Raw genomic sequence first — 19,981 nt, forward strand, 5'->3', positions numbered from 1 at the left:
CACGAAGTTCTGAGTTCTGAGGTCGAAATTCCAAGTTCAAAGCACGGAGTTCTGAGTTCTGAGGTCGAAGTTCCAAGTTCAAAGCATGAAGTTCTGAGTTCTGAGGTCGAAATTCCGAGTTCAAAGCACGGAGTTCCGAGTTCTGAGGTCAAAGTTCCAAGTTCAGAGGACGAAGTACGATAAATAATCATGCACTACCCATCGCTACAGCCGGGTTAGTGCGGGATTAGATGGAGGTTCAATAGTGTTTGAAATCAGCAGGCGGCGGAGTAACCCCAGGTGGAATATCACAGAAAACTTGGCTGGGTATATGTTCATGATGCCCACCATTCTAGTTTTAGGGACTTTCGTAGTCTTACCCATTCTCTACGCCGTTTTTCTTTCCTTGCAAAAAGTTCAACTTCTTGGCGGTATTGAGTACGAGTTCATCGGTTTTCGGAACTTCACACGATTAGCTGAAGATGAACGAGTTTGGATTGCTTTGAGAAACACAGCAGAATATGTAGCCATTGTTGTGCCAACTCAAACTATCCTGGCTTTAATTCTGGCGGTAACTCTGAATTCGGGGATTCGTGGTAAAAACTGGTGGCGTATCCTCTATTTTTTGCCGACAGTCACTTCTTCAGCAGTGCTAACACTCATCTTCATGTGGATTTATAACACCGATGGGCTACTAAACGATTTCCTGACTTTTGTCGGGCTACCTACTTATAACTGGTTGGGTGATCCAGCAGTTGCGCTCAAAGGCATTATGATCATGAACATTTGGTCAACCGCACCATTTTTCATGGTGATTTATCTAGCGGCGTTGCAAGATATACCCCAAACACTTTATGAGGCGGCGGAACTCGATGGCGCAAATGGGTGGCAGCAATTTATCCACATTACTCTTCCCTTGCTTAAGCCTGTAACCTTCTTTGTGGTAGCAGTGGGGGTGATTGGGACTTTTCAACTTTTTGACCAGTCTTACATCTTTTCTGGGGGTACTGGCGGGCCAAACAACGCTACCTTAACTGTGGTACTGCTAATTTACCAAGCTGTGTTTCGGAATTTACAAATGGGATATGCAGCTGCGATCGCATTTTTGTTAGCAGCAGTAATCATTGCCATCACTTTAATTCAGCAGCGACTTTTTGGAGGCGAACGGATTTGACTAACATCTCTGGCTTATCCTGGCTCAAAGTTTTGTTATACCTCTTGCTGACACTCTATGCGATCGTCACCCTAATTCCCTTTCTCTGGGCACTTTCAGCATCATTTAAGCCGCTAACAGAGATTGTCGGCGGTGAACCCAATTTTCTCCCCAAGAATTTTACTTTCGATAACTACAGACAAATCTTTCTCCAAGAACCGCTGTTTTGGCGCTGGTTGTTCAACAGTGTGGCGATCGCCGTCAGCGTTACGCTTTTAAACTTGTTGTTAAATTCAATGGCTGGTTATGCCTTGGCAAGACTGCGCTTTGTGGGTAAGCGCTTCTGGTTCTTCCTAATTTTGGCTGTGCTGGCAGTACCAGCGCAAATCACCCTAATTCCCACATTTTTGATTTTGAAAGCGATCGGTTGGCTGAATTCTTACCAAGGAATGATTGTCCCTAGTATGGTTAATGCCACTTTTATCTTTATGATGCGGCAGTTTTTCGTTAATTTTCCTAAAGAACTAGAAGAAGCAGCTCAACTGGATGGTTTAAATACCTTTGGAATTTTTCGACATATTGTCTTACCTTTAGCAAAACCAGCACTGGCAGCACAGGCAGTTTTTGTGTTCATGGGAAGTTGGAATAATTTTTTACTGCCTATAGTTATCCTATTTGACCCAGAAATGTTTACCCTCCCTTTGGGGCTGAACACCTTCAAAGGTCAATACATCAGTTATTGGAACTACATTATGGCGGCTTCTATGGTCTTTACCCTGCCAGCTTTAGGCATTTACGCCTTTTTTAATCGTTACTTTATTCAAAGCGTCACCTTTACCGGGGGAAAAGGTTAATAGTCATTAGTCATTAGTCATTAGTTAAAAATTCTTCCCTTGCTTCCCCTGCTCCCCCTACTCCCCCTACCCTCTTTTCCCCTCCCATTCCCCAAACAGTATTTTGGGCAACAAATTGCACTCCTAACGTGATATTGGTATTACAGCGACTCAATCTCTATCTATCAGTTAACAAGCATTATGGGTTTTGCAGACCTATCGATCGCAGAGATAGCAGCCGACTACAGCATTCCTGTAGAAAAAGTGTTTTCTCTGTGCAACCAACTGGGAATCGCCTACAAACACCAAAAGACCCGTTTGGCGTTAGAAGATGCAAAGGCAATTATTTCCCAAATATCATCTGAAACACGCCCAAAAGGTACTAGTGACTTGGTGGGTGATAACGAGGTCATCTGAAGGGTGATCTTGGGCTTTAGCTAATCACTGATAGCTAATGACAAAAAACAATGAGTCATTAGCAATTAGCAGCTTGGAGATTGAGAACCGCTTTCTTAGCTGTGTTGAGCGTCAAAATTTTTAAGGGGAAACATGTTTAGAAGACTAATTGGCGTTGTTATGGCCACTGTTTTACTCTCGTTTCAGTTGTTTGTCGGTAGCGCGACAGCAGTGGAACTGGACGAAGCTACCCGAACAGTGCCATTAAATGCTCAAGGTGATACCGTCGTACTTAGCCTGAAACAAGTCAAAGAAGGTAAACGCTTATTTAATTACGCTTGCGCCCAATGTCATGCTGGGGGAGTTACCAAGGTAAACCAGAACGTGGGACTCACTCCAGATGATCTGGCACTGGCAACACCCAACCGTAATAACATTGAAGGCTTAGTGGATTACCTGAAAAATCCCACTACTTACGACGGGGAAGAAGAGATTTCCGAAATACACCCCAGTATCAAAAGCGCAGATATTTTCACAGCAATGCGAAATCTGACAGATGATGACTTGGAGGCGATCGCCGGTCATATTCTCTTACAACCCAAAATCGTTGGCACTAAGTGGGGAGGCGGAAAAATCTATTACTAAATCCTGGAATTAGTACTGGGTATTGGGTACTGGGTGCTGGGGATTAGGGATTGGAAAGAAATCAGTCCCTAATTCCTAGCCCCCAATGCCTAGTTTTCAGCAAAATTTAGCTGCTTTCGTTTCGCAGCAGCACAACAGGCTCCTGGTTGGGGCACGGAAAATTTTTGAAAAATTAAGATATTCCTCAAGAAAAATAAAAATCTATAATTTTACCGATTACCTTTATTCACAGGCTTTTTGGTCTATAGCAGTCTAGTATTTATTACTAATTGCACAGATGTTCTCAATAAATTGCTCCCCATTCTTAAAAAAAAAATGTATCTATGACAGATTGTCATATTTGGCGTTGATTTTATTTAAAATGAGAAAGGAAAAAAAATTGTTTGTTAGGAGAGAGCGATGAAATTTATATCCGCAAGCTTGCGACGCCTTAGTTTAGCTGTGTTAACAATCCTTTTAGTTGTTAGCAGCTTTGCTGTTTTTACTCCCAGTGCTTCGGCTGAAACCTACAAGGTGAAATTGGGTAGCGATAAAGGAATGCTGGCATTTGAACCGAAAAAGTTGACAATTAAACCAGGTGACACAATTGAATGGGTGAACAATAAAGTTCCTCCCCATAATGTTGTGTTTGATGCTGCCAAAAACCCCGCCAAGGATGCCGCTTTAGCAAAATCCCTGTCTCATAAGAATTTGCTAATGAGTGCTGGTCAAAAGGAAACAACCACCTTCCCCGCAGATGCACCTGCTGGTGACTACACCTTCTACTGCGAACCCCACCGTGGTGCTGGCATGGTTGGTACAATCACTGTCGAAGGCTAGAAACCTCGCCGTTGGCACAAGATGATTTATCAGTGAAATTAGCTCATCTCAACATGCCACACTCCTAGAGTGACGCACACAATGGATAAATGGCGGTAACGAGTCCTATCCTCCCCTAAGACGCTAAGTAACCTGTGGCGATAGAGGGGTGAACTCGTTACCGCCAATTTTGATCAAATTTGACTTAATCAGGCATTAATCGCGTTTATACTCTTGCTGGAGGCTTGTTGCGAGGAAATTCTGTTGAGAATACTTTTATTAATCCTACTTTTAGCGATCGCTTTATTCAAATTGACATTCATTAGTCCAGCACTAGCTGCCGAAATATCCAATGGTGCTAAAATTTTCGAGGCTAACTGCGCTTCTTGCCATATAGGTGGCGGTAATATCCTCATTAGCCAGAAAACCTTGAAAAAGGAAGCATTATCAAAGTACCTAGAAAATTATAATAGCGACTCAATCGAGGCGATTATCCACCAAGTACAAAATGGTAAAAATGCCATGCCTGCCTTTAAAAGCAAGTTAACTTCTGAGGAGATTCTGGAGGTAGCTGCTTACGTTTTTCAGAATGCAGAACAAGGCTGGTAAAGTAGCTGTACCGTATACTTCTTGTGGGGTAAGTGTCTCGCCGGCAATTAAAGGCGGGTTAGACACCCACCTCACAAGATTGGAGAATTTTGTTGTTGGAAATACCTAAGTGTATTTATTAGGTATAATCTTCTAATCAATTTCAAATTTAGTTATATCTGACGAACTAGCTATAGCCAGTTCGTCAACTGCTAAAAACGATATTTTAAAGATGAATGATAAATTCAGAATCTTTATCGTTCATAGCTTTTAGCTTGTTCTTAATCCAAAATCAGCCGCTGGTGATTATTTTTCTGGATTAGACTTTTGTCTATTTTCCTTCACTTCACGCAACCGTTCTACTAATTTTCCATCCGATTCAGTAGAGGGTGTAGGCTGAGTCTTATTGACTCTCGGCAGAACTAACGGTTCAGGAGTAGTAGCTGTCGATGAAGGCGTAAGCTGGTTATTTCTGATTTGCAGTTCAGAGAATGGTTTAGAAGTAACAGCTGGTGAGGGCGTAGGTTGATTGCTATTGACTCCCGGTGCAGTTAATGGTTTGAGAGTACCTGTCGGTAAGGACGCAGGCTGGTTATTTCTGATGCGCAGTTCAGATAATGGTTTGGGAGTAGCTGCCGGTGATAACTCAGGCTGATTGCCATTGACTCCTGGTGCAGTTAATGGCTTAAGAGTACCTGTCGATGAAGGCGTGGACTGGTTATTTCTGATTCGCAGCTCAGGAAATGGTTTAGAAGTAGCTGCTGGTGAAGGGGTAAGCTGATTGTTATTGATTCCCGGTGCAGATAATTGAGTAGTCCCAGTGCTGTTGCTAGTGCTGTTTTGGAAACGTAAGTTAAATGGATAGGAACTAATCTGTTTATCTCCCTTGGGGGATTGCTTGTTAAAGTATTCCCTTGCTTCTAATTGCAATTCACGGGAAACTAACTTGTCTTGAAACTTGATATCTAAGACCTTACCATCAGGATCTACCACTAATACACCCATAACAGAGCCTTCAAGATTCGGTTTATCGGTGGGTAATGTTTGGCGGATAACTGGTTTTTGTTCCGCGTTAGGGTATTGTTGCTGGACTTCTTTTCTCAGGTTTGCGTAAGAGTCTAGCTGTGCAATTGCCAGTTCAGTTCCTTTCACAGATGAATCGGGTGTCTTGAGCGTGGTGTCCCTAATTAGGGTTAAGCTATCCCCAGTCCTTGGAGTTTGTTTTAAAGAATTTATCAGCGGGTTTTGAGCAATTCTAGACGCATCGTTCCCTGCTTGCGTCATCTGTGGAGTCGTATTTCCCTGTGCTGTTGTAATGGGGCTAGTGTCAGATAGATTTGGCGGTTGGGTATTTTGCAGAATATCATCGGGTATTTTCTGCGACTGCAATTCTGGCAATCTATTTATAGCCAGCGGCTGAGGTGCCTCGTATTTGGTGTCAGTGACATTCACACGAGGAACTGATGGAGAGAATTTGGCGCTGTTATTGAATTTAGAACTGTCAAATTTAGAGGCATCAAATCGCAAATTATCACTAGGAATCATCCGCAAAGACTGCCTTGTAGGCAAGGAAGACACCCGATAGTTATTCAATGATGCGGGTAACGGAGGCATTACTAACTGGCTGGATGGCGGTGGTGCCAATGGGGCTAATCCAGTTTGGGCACTAAAGTTGGGAGCAGAAAGTGGCGCTATTGGAGGAAGTTGTTGTAAACCGACTTGGGGCGTGCTTTGCGGCAAACGGCTTTGGTCGGCTTGGCTCAATTCCAAAAGTCCGACGGTTTTGGATGATTCTGTATCTCTGGGTTTGCTAGAATCCATAGGCATCAATGGCACAATCATCGCGATCGCACCGTGAATGCCAAGAGAAGCTATAGCTGCTATCCCAATTGGCTGGCTTAAGATTTCTGGTATATTTTTAAACAGGGAGACGTAAGACATAGCTGTTATCGTTCACTCGGCTCAGTTGCAGTTGACTAGCGATTTTCTCTTTTTGACTATATTGCAATATCTTGCAATATATGCGTCCCTCTAAGGAAATAATAACTTCATATCCTGGCAATTAAAACGCCAAAATTGCCACTTATTTCACTATTTAATTGATCAATGACGCTGTATCATGTGTTCTAAATTTGAGCTTACTAAAGAGATATTTGAAAAATTACTACTTTTGATTTCTTATTGTTATGACGCACACAACTAAGATTAATATCTGGGATATTTCTAAAGTTTCGGTGAACAGAAAAGTCTGAGCGCATCACAACGTCTGCTGAAGTTGCCTTGTTTTTTCTACTGTTTTTCAGTCAACTACACTTCTGTAACAGATGGCACACTTGCTTGTCCTAGACTAGCCCCTATGTGAAAATACTACCACATTAGCAGTCCCTAAAACTGTTGCAAATTGTACAATTTTATTGACATTCTAGCCTTAAACCCCGCTAAAGCTATTTGGGTTTTTATAAAAGGAGTCAGTCATGCGATCGCAATTTTAACTTTTAACTTCTGACTACTTCTTCGCCAAAAAAGTTCAAACCCTAAATCATTGCAACCAAAATTTAAAATGCCGTTACCGACAGTTATTGTACCTGGATATCTAGAAAGCGCGATCGCTTACCACCAACTAGAACAATCCCTACAAGAGTTAAATATTTCAACGGTTACAGTACCACTGCGACGGCGTGACTGGCTACCCACTATTGGAGGAAGACCGATAACGCCAATTCTGCAACAACTCGATCTTACGATCAAGCATACATTGCTGCAACATAATGCTACTCAAGTTAACTTGATTGGTCACTCAGCGGGAGGTTGGATATCCCGTATCTACATGGGAGAAAAGCCTTATTTGGCAAGAGGTAACGTTAAACCATCCCTCTGGAAAGCGCATCCCTTGATTGCTACTCTCATAACCTTGGGTACACCCCATATTAGTCAAGAACGCTGGACTCGCTCCAATCTAGATTTTGTGACCAATAACTACCCAGGAGCTTTTTACAAAAACGTTCGTTACGTTTGTGTAGCTGGCAAAACTATCTTTGGGCAAAGGCGGCCTGGTAGTTGGTTAGCTTACAGTAGTTACCAATTAACTTGTGGTAAGGGCAACACTTGGGGAGATGGAATCACGCCCATTGAAGCTGCTCACTTAGAAGGCGCAGAAAATCTGGTGATTGAAGGTGTGAAGCATTCTCCGAGAAGTCCTGGGATTTGGTATGGTTCACCAGAACCCTTAAAAGCTTGGGTGCAATATTTGATTTAACTGGTAACTTGCGCTATTTTTAACAATCGCCTAGCAATGAATTACTAACCTAATAGCTAAAGTCGTCTAAAGACGACTAGTAAACGGTTGGGGCTATTAGGCTCAGACTTAAGTCTGAGGCGGGCTAGTTAGCTCATCGCAAATGGTGTAACATATCCGATTTAAAAAACTATAGCGGTTCTAGTTTACGTGAGGTACACCCGTATGGGCAGTGCCGTGCCCCTACACCTAGCAATATAATCTTGTACCGTATCTGAGTGGAAACTATATATTTTATTTGGGTAATGCAACATTTATTAATATTTCTTAGCTAAAATTGTAACTGTAATAAATACCTAGTTAAGAACAGGAGGGGTGAGCTATGCAAAGCACCCAGTTCGATAGGATTTTGCGACGAGTAGCGACGATATTATCGGTCGTGATTCTGACTCTGTGCTTAATTTATATCTCTACCGGAGTAATGCTTTCTTTTTACTATGAACCGACAGCAGGCGGAGCTTATAACTCATTGAAGATGATTAATACACAACTGCCATATGGCTGGTTGTTTTGGAGAGCGCATGATATTGCTGGTAACGCGATAATTGCGATCGCTCTCATTCAAATTGTGGTGATGTTTTTAGGTCGGCAATTTCGCAAGAGTTGGCTGGCTGCTTGGATTAGTGGGATTTTGTTGACCTTAAGTGCGATCGGGCTGAATTGGACAGCGATGATCCTAGATTGGACTCAGGAAGGATACTGGCGTTTTAACATTGAACTAGGAACCATCGAAGCCATTCCTTTGATTGGTGGACAACTGCGCGACATCCTCACTGGGGGTGGAGCGATTAACACAGTTACTGTCGAACATCTTTACACAATACACAGTTATTTAATTTCCGTGGCGACACTAATTCTTGCCATAGTTCATTTATCTGCTTTACTGTGGCAGGAATGGGAAATGTATCAAGAAGCACCAAGACCAGAAATTGATAATTTGCAACAACCACCAGAAGGCAAGTTTATTCCTTCCCAAGGATAATAAAGAGTCAAAAGTTAAGAATTTTCCCCTGTCCCCATCCCCCTTATCCCCCAGGAGCCTCACTAGCGGAAAATTGAGACAATTGGGCGAGGGATAGGTCTTCAACCTCCGGTAACTTTTCTAGAGAGAGGGGAGTGGATTGGGTAGCACCAGATAAGCGTTTTAAAAGGCTAGGTCTGGGGTCATGCAACAGGTAAATAATGCGATCGCCAACTTCCCACTCTTGGTTAGCTGGCATTACCTGTAAGCGTTCTTCTCGCTCTACCAATAGTGGTATCAATACCCCAGTCCGAATCTTTTCTTGGATGCGATCGCATTGAGTGGAAAACTCCAACTCATTTAGCGTAGTTGTCCCCAACTTGACTCTTCCATCATTCAAATATTCATTCCAAGTTTTAATCGCTAAGTCTGGGATAAAAGCTTGATTAACTTTATTACTAGCCGAAATATTCGCTTGCGGATCGCGTGGGAAAACAGCTAAGACGCGCGGCGGCTTAAATTCCTCAGCTGCCCTTTGAGCCAAAACAAAATTCACCTCGCCATTACTTGTCATAGCCAAAAAAGTACCCATAGAGGCAAGTCCTGCCTCTTCCAAAACAGCAGCATCCAGCGCACTGCTGGCAATCACCCGCAGATTTTGCGCCTCAGCTTGAACAAGACATTGGGGGTCAGTATCAATCATGACCACGTTTTCTTCTCGTTCTTGAAAGAACCGGGCAATCAAAAGACTCAAGGGATTACAACCCACAATCACTGCCCCAGTTACGTCTTTGGAGGTGATTTGCAGCAATTTAGCAACCCAACCAGCTGTTAGCCCTTGGCAGACAACAGTCATAATAATTGTGAGGAAGACTAAAGCTTTAATGGAATCACCGCCGTTAATGCCACGTTGGGTCAGCGAAATTGCAAAAAAAGAAGCTACGGAGGCGGCAACAATTCCTCTAGGAGCAACCCAGCTTAAAAATAGTTTCTGTCGCCAGTTTAAGTCACTGTTCCACGTACACAAGAGGATATTAATCGGGCGAACGACAAACATTAGTACCAAAACAGTGAATAAACTACCCCAACCCAAAGCAAATACACTGGCAATGGATAAATCAGCAGCTAATAAGATGAATAGCACCGAGACACTGAGAATTGTCAGCTGACCTTTAAAACTCCTTAACAGACGTTCTTCTGGGACTGAGGAGTTAGCAAAGACTGCTCCTGCAACTACTGTTGTCATTACTCCCGATTCACTGCGGATCATTTGCGATAAGGTAAACAAGCTCCAAAGTATTGCTAACACCACTAAGTTTTTTAGCTCAAATGACAGAAAACTGGCGCGTTTGAAAATCAAACTCATCAGATAACCGCCAGCACCACCAATTGCCGCACCAACACCCAGGCGCATGAGTAAACCGACGATCGCATTAATTGGGTCAGCATCGCCGTTCAAAATGGTATCGAGGACAACGAAGGCGAGGATAGCTCCTACAGGATCAATTAAAACCCCTTCTCCTTCCAAGAGTGTTGCTACTTGCCGATCTACATTGATTTGTTTAAGCAAAGGCCCAACCACGGTTGGACCTGTAACCACAACTATAGAAGCATAGAGAAAAGCTATATTCCAGGGAAATTCACCCAGCCAGTGGGCTGCCATACTCCCACCAAGCAGTGTGATCAGCGTTCCTAGAGTGACGAGCAATTGCAGGCTGACTGAAACTCTACCTAACTCACGTAAATCCAAGTTCAGTCCGCCTTCAAACAAAATGATTGCCGTTGCTAGGGCGACAATAACTTCTAGTCCAGTACCTAGCAAATGGGGATGCAACAGCCCGATGCCATCAGAGCCAAAGAGGATTCCTAACAGCAATAACAAAACGATGCTGGGTATCCGAAAATATGCAGCCAGCACTTGGGCGCTAATGCCTGCAAGGACGGCGATCGCCATCTGTAGGGTAATTTCAAAAGATGCTTCCATGTTGTAGATTTTGAGCGATTTATTTCAAAATCTTTTATAAAAAACCGTAAACATTAACTTTACACGGTACAACATCATACCCTTTGTCCATTGCTGAATTTAGCGTTTTTTCTATCTGGATATCTTTTTAAATCCCCAGCGCCGGACGCTGACGCACCCTGCGGCTTCCCACAGAAGCGTCTACTGAATTCTTTTTGTGTCTCCATGTCTCTTTGTATCCTCATTCAAGCTTTCGCCTCCACCCAGTTTAGCTGTCATAAACTTTTTTTGGCAAAACCTGTTGACAAAGGCAAGGAAATTGGTTAACTTATAAAAGGTCTGAGTCCGATGCCCCCATCGTCTAGAGGCCTAGGACACCTCCCTTTCACGGAGGTAACGGGGATTCGAATTCCCCTGGGGGTACTTAAAAACAATAAAAAAGCAGAATTGTTTCTTGCTATAAATTTACTAAGTAAAAGTGTCATTCAGGAAAAAACCTGAATGACACTTTTACTATACATAAGGTTCATTGCTGGCTAGCTTTTCTACACGTTGGTGAATAGCCAGAAGATTTAACCGCAGGTCTTTGCTCAGGCGATTTTCAATGATTCCCACTGGCATAGTGAGTTTAGGCCAAACTTGAATTGTGTAGCAAAGATTTGTTCCTACATACTCACCGAGAGAATAAGGCTCTAAGCACCAGCTACCAGAAAAGCCTTTAAAATCTCCTTCTACCATGCGGAAATTAATTTCTTTGGGGAAGCATTCTTCCAAATCCAGAACTACCCGCGCACAAAAGTTGAAATTCAGTAAGCGCTGGGAGCCTACTTGCTCAAGTCTAATTCCACCATTGGGATGTTCGATTAGACGACTCTTGGCAAGATTGGGAAGAAAGTCAGGCAAGGCTTCATAATCTGTCAGAACCTTCCAGATTTGTTCCACTGGTTGGGGAATTTGGACTTTGGCACTGATTTGTCGCTTTCGCTCTGCTATTTTCTCAATTTGAACTTCTATGTTAGCTGCCAAAGCGACTGCATCAGCAGTCAAAGCCCCTTCGAGGTTAATGTCATCACTAGAAGACTGGAAATCAGGGTTCTGTGTTGTGTTTTGTTCTTTAGTCACTTTCAGAATTATGGTTTGCTTTCGTCAGAAAATTGGGGCAGAGTCAAGGTGAAGCAAATTTCGCTTTGTTGAGAATCCAAGATTTGAAGACTCTCAACTGCGATCGCTCCATTCAGATGCTGCACTAAAGACTTGACTAGAGCAAGTCCCAAGCCAGTCCCTGGAGTCCAGCGCCCTTTTCCGCGACGGAACTTGTCAAAGATGTAAGTCGCTTCTTCTTGAGAGATGGCACGTCCTGTATTCGTCACCTTTATGATAACTTGATCAATTTGTTGATCAACTCTGTGAGCAGCTTCCAAATGGACGATGGTATCATGCTCTGAGTATTTACAGGCATTAGTTAACAGTTCTTGGAGAATGCGGTCAAAACTCTCTAGTTCAGTTTGCAGTTTTAGCGACTCCTGTGGTAAATCTACAGAAATCTTTAATCCCTTCTCGGCGAGTTTTTTCTCGAAGGATGCTGCTATATCCTGGATTCTAGTATTTAAATCTATAGATTCTAATTGTGGGGCTTCGTGAGGCGACTCTAGTTTCTGGAGTGTCAACAAGTCATTAATCAAGTTAATTTCCTTTGTACATTCCTGCTCTAGGATATCTATGTATCTAGCCTGACGCTCTGGTGCTATTCCTGGCAAACGTAAGTTCCGAATTGACATTAACATGTTTGTCAAAGGATAGCGCAAGCGATCGCTCATATTACTCAAAAATTCATCTTTGAGTTCATTGAGTTTCCGTAGCTGCTCAACATACTGCCGGGTTCTTTCATGCAATTTTGCCTGGAGTTCCAGACTGCTTTGGAGTTTCGCTGTCCGCTCATCTACCAAAGTTTGGACTTGGCGTAATGTCTGTGACTGAATTATGGCGTTACTTACTTGAGCACAAACCATTTCCACAAGATTTATTTCTGCTGCTTGCCAATTGCGAGTGACAGCTTGCTGTAGCACCAAGAATCCTAAGATTTTACCCTGACTCTCTAATGGCACTAATAATACCGCAGGCAATTCCTCTACTGCAAATAATGGAGCAGCTGACGAGGTATCATTTTGATCTTTATAGTCATCGAAGATTACTGGTTTTCCAGTATCCATGAAGGCACGCTGACATAAACCACATTCCGAAAGCAAGAAAGACTGATCTAAGCTATCTGGTTTAGTAGTGTGGGAAATCTGTGTTGCCTTAGTCCATTCACCGCTTACTCTAGCTTTCGCTTTAGGAATTTGCTTTTTGGCTTGAGTCCTAAAGAGTGGATCTGTATATTTTAGTAGTATAAGCAAACCCCGATCTGCCTGTAGAGATTCAGCAGTAGAGGCTATAACTAACTGGAGCATTTGATTAAGCTCCAAATTACTGCGACTCAGTATAGTTAATTGCTTGATCAAGCTTTGATACTGATTGTTCTTTTGCAGATACTGTTGTTGATGAGTAATTAGTTGAGCTTGTGCTAGGCGAGAAAAAGCGATCGCACAAGCCGACTCCACATCTTTGAGCAGTTGTTTTTCTGATTCACTCCAATCATAGGGTTGGAATTTAATCAGATTAATCACCCCATTATTATTGCCAGCAAATCGGGTGGGAATTGCCAAAACGGCTTTTATCGGTAGTGGCAAATACTGACAGCCAATTACCAGACTATTTTGAATGATGGAAATATCTTCAATAGTTAATGGTTCAGCAGCACATTGCAACACTGGTGAGTGCATAAGCAACTGTTCCATTGAAAACATCTCTTCTGGATGTGGCAACCCTAGATACTCATCAGCACACCAATTAGTAGTAGTCGCTTCGTCGGATGTCTCACCCGTTACTGAAACCAAGCAGCAACAATCTACTTGAAAGACAACTCCTAGCAATTGGGCAATATCTTGCAGCATCAATGCCGTCGCCGAGCTATTGGCAATGATTTGGTTAATTTTTTGTACCAACTGGTGGGCAGTTTCTTCCTGATGCTGCATCAGCTTGACTTGGTAAGGTTGTAGTCGATCTATGTCATCTACGTACTGTGGCGACGACCATAAAGGCTTTTTCATTCTTGGCACGCCCTTGGATAATAACCCCATTGTTTTTGCACCCAACCTCTTGGCATATTATTCCCCGTTAGTTGTGTTGCTACACCTTGATAATTGACAATTTTTTTATGAATACTTTCTCTCACCTGTTATAGCCCTTTTCTATGGCAGATGGCCAAGTTCCCGCTATTTAAGCAAATTGCTACATAGGTAATGAGATACTTAGGATATTCTAAAATGCCCTAGCCTGATTATTTGTGGCTGCTTTATCTTCTTTATATTGAGATAATTAATTTACTTTGATTTAGAATATCCTGTCTGTAAGTATACATAAACCGTAATTTCTCTGGAATCTAAGCAAAATCCCCCAGCTATAACCGTAATAACACTGAATCTATTTTAAAATTTTTGTAAGATTTTGCTTTTAATTTAGTTTTTAACAATAGGTTTTACCTATTGGAGGAAATAAAGCTAAATTCTGAATGCAGCCCAATTATTTAGTAAAAATAACTGAGCTGCATTGCCTGAATATAAAACTATCCAGCCAAACTCTCGACACTCAGAGGAACCATATCGCCATTCCTCGTCAATCCTAACAACATCGCTTCTTGGGGTTGAATTAGTTGACCTGTGAGTACACAGCGTTCTTCTTGCTGAGCTGTGGCAGCAATACTAGCTCGAATGTCGGTTCGCGAAAATCTAGGCTTCCATTCACCTGATTTTTGCTGGACATAATTCCAAAGGATATCTCGGATCAAAGCTTGATATCCTTGATTGCCAGCTATTTCTTTAAGCTTATCTTTGAGTTCCCGCTCTAGGCGGATGCTGGTGACTTCCATATCGGTAGTTGGGGTGCGAGCGATCGTATGCATCACTATTTCTCCTTAAAGGTATAGACAAGATAGTAATACAAGTGTAGTATGTTTAAAGCAATCTTCAATAGGTGAAATTTTCTGTGAAATCCATTTACCCCATCTCTACTTCAATTTTGTGCGCTACCAATTGCCGAGCCGGTTGGGAATCAGCTGCTATGGAAGTGGAGTATTTATTTATGGGCGATGGTACCCGAAATTATGGGCAAATCACAGAGGGTAATTATGATTTTAGACATCTCAGCATTAGTGTGCTGATTGCAAAACCAGAACTAGATCAACAAAGCGGGGGGTACAGGCAAAGGAATACTGTACCGATATAAGACCAGAAAGTTTTCCGGTCAATTCTAACCCCCGCTTCACCAAAAACTTGAAGCGGGGGTTTTTTTATAAGGAGTGAAGCTGTGATGATATCTTCCATGCGCGGCGCGAACGCAATGCAAGTGTTAGAGCAATCTGTGGTGGTGTTTTCTCAAAATTACTTGCCACTGTGTCGGATCAATATTAAGCGGGCGATTGTGCTGTTAGTAACAGACAAAGCTCAACCGCTGGGTTTTACCACAGAAGGCGGATGGCGAGTTCACTCACCCAGTTTGGTAATTGATGTGCCAAAACACATTCGCTTAACAGTTACTTCTAATGAGCGGATGTGGAAAGTTCCGCCAGTCAATCGGCGGGAAGTGTTACGAAGAGACCATCACAGTTGCCAATATTGCGGTAGCGGCAAACATCTAACGCTAGATCATGTGATGCCGCGATCAAGAGGCGGTTCTCACACTTGGGATAACGTAGTCACAGCTTGTGAGAAATGTAACTCCCGTAAAGGTGACCGCACCTTGTTTGAAGTTGGTATGCAACTGCGTACCAAACCAAAAGCACCAATCCACCCCGCGATTGCTTTTGCCGAACAGTTTTGGATAGATATGCAAGGAAGCCTGGAATAACAGGAGAGCATAAGGAATGCTGAAATTAACTTACACTGAAAGCAGCTTTTATTTGGAATGTGTCACTCTGTCGCTAGAAGAATGGGTAGCGCAGCGAGTAATTTTAGCCCTGCGAGTTGGGCAAAGTTTATGCATTGAACCCAGTACCGCTTCCTTTTTGCTTCCTGTTGATTTGCCAGGGATAGAAGTGCTTAAGGCTGAGGTAAAAAGAGATGACAGAGGAATCATTGCCCTTTGTGCCTGCGATGCCGAATATATAGAAGTCACCCTGCGGGGTTCTTGGCTATTAGATAGTTCTAAGGATGCTGTCGGTGTGTTCGTTACCACTATGAGCGATCGCGCTGAGTTCTTTTTGCACAAACTTTGGCAAGAAGCTCAAGAGAGCAGTGCTTCTGTATTGAGCGAATAAACGTAATAGTAGGGTGAGTAGAATTTCTCACCCTTTATTGCCTCATTTTTAAGAGTTTGGGAATTGTCACAAATCAGTAGCATTTGAGTGTGCTGATGATTTGTGGCAAAACTTGTCCTACCCAAAATAATGTCGCATTAATTTAGCCTTTCCTAGATGATCTTGAACTTATGCATGCTTATTGGCTGGTTCAACCGCAATTGTGGGGAGGTGTCTGGGGCAATACTACAAGCTTGTAATACTAGAGGCGATCGCGACAAAACTAATTATCTGTTGTCGCTTGAGGGAGTTGTCTGTCACGTCAGGCTTTTAAATATTCACCCAAGCATAACTGTAGTTTTACTTTTCAGAGTGGTTAATTAAGTTCAAACCTAAGTACAGCAACTTTTTTAGACAATTTCAAAAAAATTTTCTGAAACCCCTTGACACTTCTTGTAGTATTTTGTAGCATAAATGTAGTGGAACGGAAAACAAGCTTCCCAAGAGTCAAAGTTATGTTCTACATAAAACTAAAGGACAGGCGTTGGAATAAACCAGAGTCCCCAATCAAAAAAGCTGCTTTTACTTGTAAATCATCGGCAGTAAAGGCAATAAACGCAAAAAATTCTAAGTTTGCAATCATCAAAACTATTGAATACATCCGTAATACACAACAGGCTTGCTACCTAGAGTTTCGGTTGTTTTCCTAAGAGTTTCTAAAAGTAAAAAGTAGATTTTCTGAACCTTGAAAACTAAATAAGAAATGGGCAAGTTCACCACAATTCTGTGTCTAAAAACCTAAAAGTTTAAGCACAGATTCAAAAAATCGGGGTGTAGCTTAATTGGCTAGAGCGTTCCGTTGTCTGCGGAAATGTTGCGGGTACCCTGCGGGAAGCAAGCTACAAATCCCGTCACCCTGGTTGTAGTCCTGTAGGCGAATAGTTTAAGCCGTCAGCCTCTCAAGCTGAAGATTGCGAGTGCGAATCTCGTCAGGACTCCCAAATGGCTGAGTAGCCAAGTGGTCGAAGGCGTCGGTCTGCAAAACCGATATCGTGAGTTCAAATCTCACCTCAGCCTCTGGTGCGATCGCAGCGTAGCTTAACCAGCCAGGTTCATACCCTGGTATATGCGGGTGCAAATCCCGCCGCTGCCACCAAATGCAGGGATAGTGTAACGGCAACACCTCGTGACTCCAAATCCGATGTTCTAGGTTCAAATCCTAGTCCCTGTGTTAGACAATTTTGGATTAAATTTTTTAATCCAAAATCTACAACTCGGTCAATTATGCCCTCGTGGACGAATGGTTAAGTCAGTGTTCTTTCAAAGCACAGATGCGAGTTCAATTCTCGTCGAGGGAATAATTATGGGTCGGTGGCCGAGTCTGGCTGAAGGCGACAGTCTGTAAAACTGTTCTTTTTTGCACACAGGTACCCTTCCTTCTCTACGAGAGGCTGCGCCAACGGGACGCTCCCCGAATGGGAAGCAAGCTACAAATCCTGCTCGACTCACTATGGAGAGGTGGCTGAGTGGCTGAAAGCATCCTCCTGCTAAGAGGAAGCGGGTTTTAATATCCGTCGCAGGTTCAAATCCTGTTCTCTCCGTTTTGAGAGTGTGGTGTAACTGGATAACATCTCAGTCTACGAAACTGAAGATTTGAGGGTTCGATTCCCTCCGCTCTCGTTGTATCAGAGAGATGGTGGAGTGGCTGATTCAAGTTGAATTAAACCAGTTCATAAGGTAATACCCATCTCTCCTTCTATCCCCTAGTAGCTCAGTTAGTTAGCGCCTGTTTGTTCGCGTAGCGTGTCTGAAAGACAAGAACAGGAGGTCGTCGGTTCGATTCCGACCTGGGGGGCTGTCGTTGCCTCATAGCTCAATGGTAGAGCAAGCGGCTGTTAACCGCGCGGTTGTAGGTTCGAGTCCTACTGAGGCAGCCATTCATTGTCGGTTGGACGAATTGGTAAGTCGCATTGCTCTGAACGATGAGGTTGCAGGTTCAATTCCTGTTACCAGCTTGATGCGGGTGTGATGTAATCGCTAGCATCTGAGTACGCCATACTCAGTGCGTGGGTTCAATTCCGACCAGTATCCACCAAATATGGGGTCATAGCTCAAATGGCTAGAGCGCCTGCCTTGCAAGCAGGAGGTTATGGGTTCAAGTCCCATTGGTTCCACTGATGGTGTCTGAAGCCAAAGTGGTCGAGGCGCTGGTTTGTGGAACCAGTCATAGCGGGTACCCTTCGGGAACGCTTACGCGAACAAGTCCCGTCAGGCACCCTTGAATGGAAGATGCCGCTGTAGGCGATAGCCTTCTCGAAGAGTATGGACGGCAACTGGTCTTGAAAACCAGGTACAGCAAACTGTAGGGGTACCCTACGGGAAGCAAGCTACGATTCCTCCATCTTCCTCTTTTCCACCTGAAGCCGAAAAGCGAGGCGCTGTGCTGATAACACAGAAATAGGAGGGGCAGTACCTCCCTGGTGGATTTATATTTAGCGTTGTATAAAAAAGCTTACGATGTTTATACGATCATACTTGCTCATTTCTTTTGCAAATTAACTAGGGTGGTTGGCATACCGGCTGTGCAGCGGGCTTTTAACCCGCAGAAATAGGTTCGACCCCTATACCACCCATTTATAAATAGCAACTAGCGATCGCTAGTTCAGCATGTTGCAATAATATATCTTTATCCAAAGCATGTACGGGATATTGCGGTGTTACTGCCAGTAGTTTATCGATTCTTTCTCTGGCTGCTTCCACTAATGATTCGTCTAAGCTACCCTTGGTTAGAGAATCAACAAAATCTTCAGCAATCTGATAAGTTCTTTCAATTGATGATGAATTAATGTTGCGCGAGACAATAAACAAGTCGCAGCCTGCATGAAATGACCGTGCCACAGTACCAGCTTTAATAAACATATCTGAGATAGCTTTCATATCCAAGTCGTCAGATACAACTACTCCCTCAAAGCCAAGTTCCCCTCTAAGTATGGTTTTGAGGATTGTTTGTGAAAGGGTTGCTGGTACATCAGCATCTATCCTGGGAAATAAAATATGGGCAGTCATGATTAAAGGAATCTGTACTTCGATTAAAGCTCTAAAAGGTATAAGTTCTCGAATTCGCAGGTCTTCTAGAGTTAAATTCAGTATTGGTAGCTCAATGTGAGAGTCCTTGCTAGTGTCTCCATGTCCGGGGAAGTGTTTGGCACATCCCAAAATTCCTGACTCTTGAAGTCCAAGGTAGTAGTCACGGGCACCTTGAGTAGCAGTTTCGGGAGTGTCACCAAAGGCACGAGGCCCAATAATGGGATTGTGGGGATACGAAAAAATATCTGCTATAGGTGCCCAAGATAAATTGATTCCCAGTGATTTTAGCTCTAATGCTGTGGCTTTTGCTACTTCACGGGCGTGCGATCGTAGCAATAACGCATGAGGAAACCGCGTAATCGGCTGTGGTGTGCGAATGACACGACCTCCTTCATGATCCAGAGTCATAAACATTAAATCACGTTCAGTATATTTTCGTATTTGACTGGTCAAATCTTTAAAGCTTTCTAGCCAAACTTGATATGGGGTACCATCCAAAAAGTTCTTCGCAAAAAAGATCACCCCGATCGGTCTCAATTCATTGAGTGCACGTTTATCATCATCGCTTAATGTAGTGCCGGAAATACCTAGAATCAGGTGATGTCCAAAGCGCCTTAGCTCCTGCGATACACTCATAATCTTTTACCTATAAGTTGTGCGGTAAACAACAGAGTTGTTCAACCTAGAGGACATAAACCTTTATCCTACATCCTTATGGAGAGTGGCGAGCTTTCAAACGGAGGTTTTTATTCTAGTTTTCATGCCGAGTATGGGAATATTTTTTAAAGGCTGCGACCTAAGATAATTAAGCCAAAATATTCAGCATAATTACTGGTGCTACTAGAGATTAGTTTTCCCACAAAAGCATTCTGCTGTTTCATATAGATATTTGCTCTGTTGCGCCATCAAACAACTCCATAATGACTCATAATTATTGCTAATATATACTAA

General features: G+C 43.0%; 17 protein-coding genes and 14 tRNA genes. 25 read left to right on the top strand and 6 right to left on the bottom strand.

All coding sequences use genetic code 11. The annotated features are described in order from the left end of the window. Positions 1 to 244: 244 nt before the first annotated feature. The 6 genes from ACEYW6_RS01620 to petJ all read left to right on the top strand — a co-directional run bounded on the left by ACEYW6_RS01620 (position 245) and on the right by petJ (position 4,413). Positions 245 to 1,153: a carbohydrate ABC transporter permease gene (locus ACEYW6_RS01620; protein WP_412978369.1), complete on the top strand. Its 909-nt coding sequence runs from the start codon at positions 245 to 247 to the stop codon at positions 1,151 to 1,153. Then, a complete protein-coding gene (locus ACEYW6_RS01625) occupies positions 1,150 to 1,986 on the top strand; it encodes a carbohydrate ABC transporter permease (RefSeq protein WP_412978370.1) in 837 nt (278 codons plus the stop codon). Before ACEYW6_RS01620 ends, ACEYW6_RS01625 begins: the two co-directional genes overlap by 4 nt. Before the next feature lie 180 nt (positions 1,987 to 2,166). Next, the gene (locus tag ACEYW6_RS01630) at positions 2,167 to 2,382 is read left to right on the top strand and encodes a hypothetical protein (protein ID WP_190891030.1); all 216 of its coding nucleotides are present in this window, start codon (positions 2,167 to 2,169) and stop codon (positions 2,380 to 2,382) included. Positions 2,383 to 2,514: 132 nt separating this feature from the next. After that, positions 2,515 to 3,006 (top strand): photosystem II cytochrome c-550, encoded by a 492-nt coding sequence (gene psbV / locus ACEYW6_RS01635; RefSeq protein ID WP_190891032.1) that lies wholly within the window; start codon positions 2,515 to 2,517, stop codon positions 3,004 to 3,006. Between the two features lie 399 nt (positions 3,007 to 3,405). Further along, positions 3,406 to 3,825 carry a plastocyanin gene (gene petE, locus ACEYW6_RS01640; RefSeq protein WP_412978371.1) on the top strand — a complete coding sequence of 140 codons (420 nt, stop codon included), beginning with the start codon at positions 3,406 to 3,408 and terminating at the stop codon, positions 3,823 to 3,825. Positions 3,826 to 4,068: 243 nt separating this feature from the next. Beyond that, complete coding sequence (petJ, locus tag ACEYW6_RS01645; RefSeq protein WP_190891037.1) at positions 4,069 to 4,413, top strand: cytochrome c6 PetJ; 345 nt, start codon at positions 4,069 to 4,071, stop codon at positions 4,411 to 4,413. 285 nt (positions 4,414 to 4,698) lie between these two features. Here the strand turns inward: petJ and ACEYW6_RS01650 are convergent, their stop codons facing one another. After that, positions 4,699 to 6,333, bottom strand: coding sequence for a hypothetical protein (locus tag ACEYW6_RS01650; protein WP_412978372.1), 1,635 nt, complete (start codon positions 6,331 to 6,333; stop codon positions 4,699 to 4,701). A gap of 619 nt (positions 6,334 to 6,952) precedes the next feature. Here ACEYW6_RS01650 and ACEYW6_RS01655 point away from each other — a divergent pair. Both ACEYW6_RS01655 and ACEYW6_RS01660 read left to right on the top strand, forming a co-directional pair. Continuing rightward, complete coding sequence (locus ACEYW6_RS01655; RefSeq protein WP_412978373.1) at positions 6,953 to 7,648, top strand: esterase/lipase family protein; 696 nt, start codon at positions 6,953 to 6,955, stop codon at positions 7,646 to 7,648. A gap of 361 nt (positions 7,649 to 8,009) precedes the next feature. Beyond that, positions 8,010 to 8,669: a cytochrome b N-terminal domain-containing protein gene (locus tag ACEYW6_RS01660; protein WP_190891044.1), complete on the top strand. Its 660-nt coding sequence runs from the start codon at positions 8,010 to 8,012 to the stop codon at positions 8,667 to 8,669. A 43-nt stretch (positions 8,670 to 8,712) separates the two neighbouring features. Here ACEYW6_RS01660 and ACEYW6_RS01665 read toward each other — a convergent pair whose 3' ends face one another. Beyond that, entirely contained in the window at positions 8,713 to 10,632 is a 1,920-nt protein-coding gene (locus ACEYW6_RS01665) for a cation:proton antiporter (protein WP_412978374.1), read from the bottom strand. 329 nt (positions 10,633 to 10,961) lie between these two features. Between ACEYW6_RS01665 and ACEYW6_RS01670 the strand changes: the two genes are divergently transcribed. Further along, positions 10,962 to 11,034 (top strand) — tRNA-Glu (locus ACEYW6_RS01670). 90 nt (positions 11,035 to 11,124) lie between these two features. Here ACEYW6_RS01670 and ACEYW6_RS01675 read toward each other — a convergent pair. The 3 genes from ACEYW6_RS01675 to ACEYW6_RS01685 form a co-directional block, all read right to left on the bottom strand. Further along, entirely contained in the window at positions 11,125 to 11,733 is a 609-nt protein-coding gene (locus ACEYW6_RS01675; RefSeq protein WP_412978375.1) for an SRPBCC family protein, read from the bottom strand. 8 nt (positions 11,734 to 11,741) lie between these two features. Further along, positions 11,742 to 13,760, bottom strand: coding sequence for a GAF domain-containing protein (locus tag ACEYW6_RS01680; protein WP_412978376.1), 2,019 nt, complete (start codon positions 13,758 to 13,760; stop codon positions 11,742 to 11,744). A 515-nt stretch (positions 13,761 to 14,275) separates the two neighbouring features. Next, positions 14,276 to 14,611 (bottom strand): hypothetical protein, encoded by a 336-nt coding sequence (locus ACEYW6_RS01685; RefSeq protein WP_190891054.1) that lies wholly within the window; start codon positions 14,609 to 14,611, stop codon positions 14,276 to 14,278. Between the two features lie 71 nt (positions 14,612 to 14,682). Here ACEYW6_RS01685 and ACEYW6_RS01690 point away from each other — a divergent pair, with 71 nt between their 5' ends. The 16 genes from ACEYW6_RS01690 (at position 14,683) to ACEYW6_RS01765 (ending at position 18,576) form a co-directional block, all read left to right on the top strand. Further along, complete coding sequence (locus ACEYW6_RS01690; protein ID WP_412978377.1) at positions 14,683 to 14,934, top strand: hypothetical protein; 252 nt, start codon at positions 14,683 to 14,685, stop codon at positions 14,932 to 14,934. 84 nt (positions 14,935 to 15,018) lie between these two features. Next, entirely contained in the window at positions 15,019 to 15,555 is a 537-nt protein-coding gene (locus tag ACEYW6_RS01695; RefSeq protein ID WP_412978438.1) for an HNH endonuclease, read from the top strand. Positions 15,556 to 15,571: 16 nt separating this feature from the next. Further along, complete coding sequence (locus tag ACEYW6_RS01700) at positions 15,572 to 15,964, top strand: alr0857 family protein (protein WP_412978378.1); 393 nt, start codon at positions 15,572 to 15,574, stop codon at positions 15,962 to 15,964. Positions 15,965 to 16,770: 806 nt separating this feature from the next. After that, a tRNA-Asp gene (locus ACEYW6_RS01705) sits at positions 16,771 to 16,863 on the top strand. 4 nt (positions 16,864 to 16,867) lie between these two features. Beyond that, a tRNA-Glu gene (locus ACEYW6_RS01710) sits at positions 16,868 to 16,944 on the top strand. Between the two features lie 3 nt (positions 16,945 to 16,947). Beyond that, a tRNA-Cys gene (locus ACEYW6_RS01715) sits at positions 16,948 to 17,020 on the top strand. Positions 17,021 to 17,102: 82 nt separating this feature from the next. Continuing rightward, positions 17,103 to 17,174, top strand: a tRNA-Trp gene (locus ACEYW6_RS01720). A 56-nt stretch (positions 17,175 to 17,230) separates the two neighbouring features. Then, positions 17,231 to 17,301: transfer RNA gene (locus tag ACEYW6_RS01725), tRNA-Glu, on the top strand. Between the two features lie 7 nt (positions 17,302 to 17,308). Further along, positions 17,309 to 17,451, top strand: a tRNA-Tyr gene (locus ACEYW6_RS01730). A gap of 4 nt (positions 17,452 to 17,455) precedes the next feature. Then, positions 17,456 to 17,544, top strand: a tRNA-Ser gene (locus tag ACEYW6_RS01735). Between the two features lie 4 nt (positions 17,545 to 17,548). Further along, positions 17,549 to 17,623, top strand: a tRNA-Arg gene (locus tag ACEYW6_RS01740). An 80-nt stretch (positions 17,624 to 17,703) separates the two neighbouring features. After that, positions 17,704 to 17,798 (top strand) — tRNA-OTHER (locus tag ACEYW6_RS01745). Between the two features lie 7 nt (positions 17,799 to 17,805). After that, positions 17,806 to 17,880 (top strand) — tRNA-Asn (locus ACEYW6_RS01750). 9 nt (positions 17,881 to 17,889) lie between these two features. Next, positions 17,890 to 17,955 (top strand) — tRNA-Gln (locus tag ACEYW6_RS01755). A gap of 88 nt (positions 17,956 to 18,043) precedes the next feature. Beyond that, positions 18,044 to 18,117 (top strand) — tRNA-Ala (locus ACEYW6_RS01760). Between the two features lie 388 nt (positions 18,118 to 18,505). After that, positions 18,506 to 18,576 (top strand) — tRNA-Lys (locus ACEYW6_RS01765). Between the two features lies 1 nt (position 18,577). On the opposite strand, the gene nagZ is transcribed toward ACEYW6_RS01765, so the two are convergent. Continuing rightward, positions 18,578 to 19,666 (bottom strand): beta-N-acetylhexosaminidase, encoded by a 1,089-nt coding sequence (gene nagZ / locus ACEYW6_RS01770; protein WP_412978379.1) that lies wholly within the window; start codon positions 19,664 to 19,666, stop codon positions 18,578 to 18,580. Between the last annotated feature and the right edge of the window lie 315 nt (positions 19,667 to 19,981).

Source organism: Nostoc sp. UIC 10607 (assembly GCF_047228265.1).
Taxonomy (GTDB): domain Bacteria; phylum Cyanobacteriota; class Cyanobacteriia; order Cyanobacteriales; family Nostocaceae; genus Nostoc; species Nostoc foliaceum_A.

What these genes read in the sequence shown, in the direction of transcription:
- ACEYW6_RS01630 (WP_190891030.1), top strand. Translation starts at nt 2,167, where the DNA reads ATGGGTTTTGCAGACCTATCGATCGCAGAGATAGCAGCCGACTACAGC.
- psbV (WP_190891032.1), top strand. Translation starts at nt 2,515, where the DNA reads ATGTTTAGAAGACTAATTGGCGTTGTTATGGCCACTGTTTTACTCTCG.
- petE (WP_412978371.1), top strand. Translation starts at nt 3,406, where the DNA reads ATGAAATTTATATCCGCAAGCTTGCGACGCCTTAGTTTAGCTGTGTTA.
- ACEYW6_RS01650 (WP_412978372.1), bottom strand. Translation starts at nt 6,333, where the DNA reads ATGTCTTACGTCTCCCTGTTTAAAAATATACCAGAAATCTTAAGCCAG.
- ACEYW6_RS01655 (WP_412978373.1), top strand. Translation starts at nt 6,953, where the DNA reads ATGCCGTTACCGACAGTTATTGTACCTGGATATCTAGAAAGCGCGATC.
- ACEYW6_RS01660 (WP_190891044.1), top strand. Translation starts at nt 8,010, where the DNA reads ATGCAAAGCACCCAGTTCGATAGGATTTTGCGACGAGTAGCGACGATA.
- ACEYW6_RS01665 (WP_412978374.1), bottom strand. Translation starts at nt 10,632, where the DNA reads ATGGAAGCATCTTTTGAAATTACCCTACAGATGGCGATCGCCGTCCTT.
- ACEYW6_RS01680 (WP_412978376.1), bottom strand. Translation starts at nt 13,760, where the DNA reads ATGAAAAAGCCTTTATGGTCGTCGCCACAGTACGTAGATGACATAGAT.
- ACEYW6_RS01685 (WP_190891054.1), bottom strand. Translation starts at nt 14,611, where the DNA reads ATGCATACGATCGCTCGCACCCCAACTACCGATATGGAAGTCACCAGC.
- ACEYW6_RS01695 (WP_412978438.1), top strand. Translation starts at nt 15,019, where the DNA reads ATGATATCTTCCATGCGCGGCGCGAACGCAATGCAAGTGTTAGAGCAA.
- ACEYW6_RS01700 (WP_412978378.1), top strand. Translation starts at nt 15,572, where the DNA reads ATGCTGAAATTAACTTACACTGAAAGCAGCTTTTATTTGGAATGTGTC.
- nagZ (WP_412978379.1), bottom strand. Translation starts at nt 19,666, where the DNA reads ATGAGTGTATCGCAGGAGCTAAGGCGCTTTGGACATCACCTGATTCTA.